The organism is Williamwhitmania sp. (genome assembly GCA_035529935.1).
Classification (GTDB): domain Bacteria; phylum Bacteroidota; class Bacteroidia; order Bacteroidales; family Williamwhitmaniaceae; genus Williamwhitmania.
The window spans coordinates 1-3,781 of the sequence record DATKVT010000220.1 but is presented as its reverse complement, the minus strand read 5'-3'; the positions used below and the strand labels follow the sequence as shown (position 1 = coordinate 3,781).

At 41.2% G+C, this 3,781-nt stretch carries 3 protein-coding genes; all 3 read left to right on the top strand.

Annotated features, from left to right (window positions below; translation table 11 throughout):
• Window positions 1-1,262 (top strand): hypothetical protein (locus tag VMW01_16760; protein HUW07899.1); only part of this gene is annotated, 1,262 nt, incomplete at its 5' end.
• A gap of 845 nt (window positions 1,263-2,107) precedes the next feature.
• Entirely contained in the window at window positions 2,108-3,286 is a 1,179-nt protein-coding gene (locus VMW01_16755; protein ID HUW07898.1) for a hypothetical protein, read from the top strand.
• 2 nt (window positions 3,287-3,288) lie between these two features.
• Window positions 3,289-3,781: DUF6712 family protein (locus tag VMW01_16750; protein HUW07897.1), on the top strand; the 493-nt coding region annotated here is incomplete at its 3' end.

The following is a 3,781-nucleotide window of genomic DNA, read 5'->3' as shown; positions in this document are numbered from 1 at the left end:
CACATCTCCTATCATTCGACAGAGCCATGTCGGCTAACTCCATGAGTTTAGATTACCTGCTTGGACCAGAGGCCAAGTATCTCGACTTTAAAAAGATTAAGGAGGAGGTAAACCCTGCCAATCGTGGAAACCTCCAATATTTTGGCAGCAATCCATGGCATCACTCGGTAATGTATACAACCGATATGCCCACATCCAAGATGGGAATGTGGATTTTTGAGAAGGAGAAGCAAATGGATCCGGCGCTAATTGAAATGATAAAGGCGTTGGTCCGAGAAAAAATAGCATTCCAGGCTAAGCCATACCAAACTGCTTATGTTAGGCGCAAGTTAGTTGAGATTCAGCGCGACCTCGATCTATTTAGGTCAAAGGCAATCTACTACAAGGAATACGACATCTTCGATAACATCGAAGTGGTTGGAGAGGAGTTCGTTAAGCAAATGAAGCGCGATCTACCTCGCCTTATATTCTTAACATCCATTTGCAATGTTCGCTTGCTACGAAAGGCTAATGGGTTCTACTCATCTTTAACCGAGAATCACTTCTATTCTATGAATAACAATTCCTTCCTTGAGTCATGCGATTACGACTTCAGGAAGGTAGCAGAGGGCACATGCCTCGCCGATGCAGATTGTGATCTATCACGACCGTTGTGTATTGCCCTGGATTACAACTCAAGCATTAATAACCTGGTTGTTGGTCAGCAGTTCGACAGGGAGATGAGAACCCTTTCTTCTTTCTTTGTTAAAACGCCAGAGAAGATTAAGGAAGTGGTTGCCAAGTTTTGTGGTTACTATGTTCACCATAAGAGCAAGCAGGTTGTGTATTACTATGACCATACCGCCGTGGCTACAAGCGCCAGCTCAGACGAATCCTTTTCAGATATAGTTATTAAAGCACTTGAGTCTCACGGATGGACGGTGCAGCCTGTATACCTAGGGCAAGCAATGAGTCATAAGCAGAAGCACATGCTAATCGATCTGTCCATGAAGGGAGATGTGAACTACCTGTTTCCAACATTCAACATAGAGAACAATGAATATCTAAAGCTTGCCCTTGAGCAGGCAGGTATCAAGGTAGGCCGCAATGGGTTTGAAAAAGACAAAGGCCTGGAGAAGGAGGAAGATACTCCCGATAATCCTGATGAGATAAAAACCCACGTTACTGATGCTTGGGATACTCTTTGGGTTGGCATGAACTTCAATCCATTCTACTCATTCGATATGATTAACACGACATCTTTCTTTTCATCAAAGCCATAGTATGAAGGGCATAATTGCACCCCTCTCCTTCCTACCGTTGCATGTATAAGTTGCAGCACTTCTGTTCTTAGTAGAGAATACCATATCATTTACCTATTAATTGGCAACCTAGGCCAATTTGTTTTAATTCAATAATTTGTTATTTAACATACAAACATGCAGCATATTACACGCTGCATGTTTGTGTTGCTGCAACTTTTATTCAGCGCGCCGCGGGGTTTACTCTGTCCAAAAAACTATTTAATTGTGAAAAAAAAAATACAATTGGCACAAATTCTTGTAGTTGAAGGAAAAAATATGAGAAATATTTGATTTTAATGCAGCGATAGGATTTAAAAAATCTTGTGATTATACAGTGCTTTAATAGGCTCAATTTATTTGTCCTTTATTTCCATCTCTCCTTCTCCTTTATTGCAGAAAAAATACCGGATGCCAATTCACATTTCTGCGCTAGACCCCATTATTCTTAGGACAGATGCAAACGGGAAGAAGATTGCGTTTAACATATCCTTTAGGAAAAAAAACGGAGTAATGGTAGAGGCTCAAAGGGTGACTTGTTCAAGCACATCCGGGAAAAGGAAAACTATAACCATTGTATTTCCAAACCAAGAAGTTAGGACGATAAGAAGAATTTTAGTAATGCGACTAAATGGAGAGAGGGTATTTATATGAGCCAAGAAGTATTTGATTTTGGAGCAACAGCCTATCTAACGGGAACATCGGCATTTGTAGAAATGGGTAAGCCATCCGCTGAGTTGGTTGCAACACCATCTCCGGTAGCGCGACCTATACCCGTTGCGAATAAACCCAAAATGGTTCCTTGGGGAGATACCAATAAATTCCCAATGGAGCTAATTGACAAGGTTGGAGCCAACCCTATGGTAGCATCCAACCTTCTGTTCAATATCCAAATGACATACGGAAGCGGAATAATGCCTGTAAGGCGGTCGGTTGTTAATGGGAAGTTAGTTCTTGAACCGGTTTATGACAATGCTGAAATCAATGAGTTTTTTGAAAACAACGACATTAACGGATACTACCTTGAGCAGTGCACAGATTTAAACTTCTTGTATAATGCTTTTGCAGAATTAGTATTCTCATATGAAGGGAAAATTGCTGAGTTGAACAGTTTAGAGGCTACATTCAGTAGATTTAGCGAAATTGATGCTGTAAATAAGAAAATACTCTATCACTATTATTCTGCAAAGTGGGGTGAAAGTCCAAAGGAAGCTGACATTATCATAACGCCTCTGCTTGACAGTAAGAACCCTATTCGCGATTTAAAAATACGAAGAGGAATAATACCTGACAATCAAGGTAAAACACTTAGAAATCCAAGTGGTGATAGGTTTGTAATACCAATTACATTTCCAACACCAGGTAAGTTTTACTATCAAAAGCCTTACTGGCTAAGTATAATTACGAGCGGTTGGTATGACTTTGCCCAACAAATTGTTGAGTTTAAAAAGGCGTTAATGGCGAATCAAATGACCATTAAATATCACGTTCAGCTAAGCGATAACTACTGGGACGTTCTTTACAAAGCAGAGGGAATTGTTGATATTGACAAAAAGAAAGCCCGGAGAGTGAAGGAACTAGAGGACATAAATAAGTTCCTAACTGACACAAAAAACACCGGAAGATCAATAATTTCATATATTAAATACAAAGAAGGTAAAAGCGAAGCCATGATGACCGTTACCGCTATTGACAACAAGTTTGCTGGTGGCGAATACCTGGATGATCTTGAGGAGGTATCTAATGTAATAAGTTATGGAATGAACGTTCACCCCTCCTTAATTGGTTCCGCGCCTGGCAAAAACACCACCATTAATGGCACTGAGGCCAGAGAACTATTCATTATAAAGCAGGCAATGATGAAGCCTTTCAGAGATCGGTTATTGCTGCCTCTTTATGTTGTAAAGGCTATCAATAATTGGCCTGTTGACATCTTCTTCACCATTCCCGATATTGAACTCACCACACTAGACCAAGGAACCGGATCTAAAAAAACAATCTCATAGCCATGTTACTTACCATAGACCAAGCCAAAAAGTATCTGAGGCTACCCAATACGGTATCCGCAGAGAACTTCAACCCGTTTATTCCCGATGCTACCCGAAAATATCTGCAACCTTATATGGGAGGCGATCTATTGGCTAAGCTTGATTCATATTCAGGCGGAAGTTTAAACGTAACCGAGAATGCAGCAAAGTGGGACACCCTACTCGACCTTACCCGCAGTGCGCTATCGCGCTTTACCTTTTTTCTTGCAACGCCATCGCTCGACCTCAATATTACCGAATCCGGAATATTGGTTGGTAATACACAATCGATGGCTCCGGCCAGCAAGGAGCGAGTTGGATCATTTAAGGATAGCCTTGAAGATTTGGGATTCAACGCGCTAGATGCTGTTCTAAAGCACCTCGACGAGAACAAAACCGTTTTTACCGATTGGACCGCCTCCGATGCCTACAAAACATTCAGTAGCGGGTTTATTCGCTCAGTAGACGATTTTC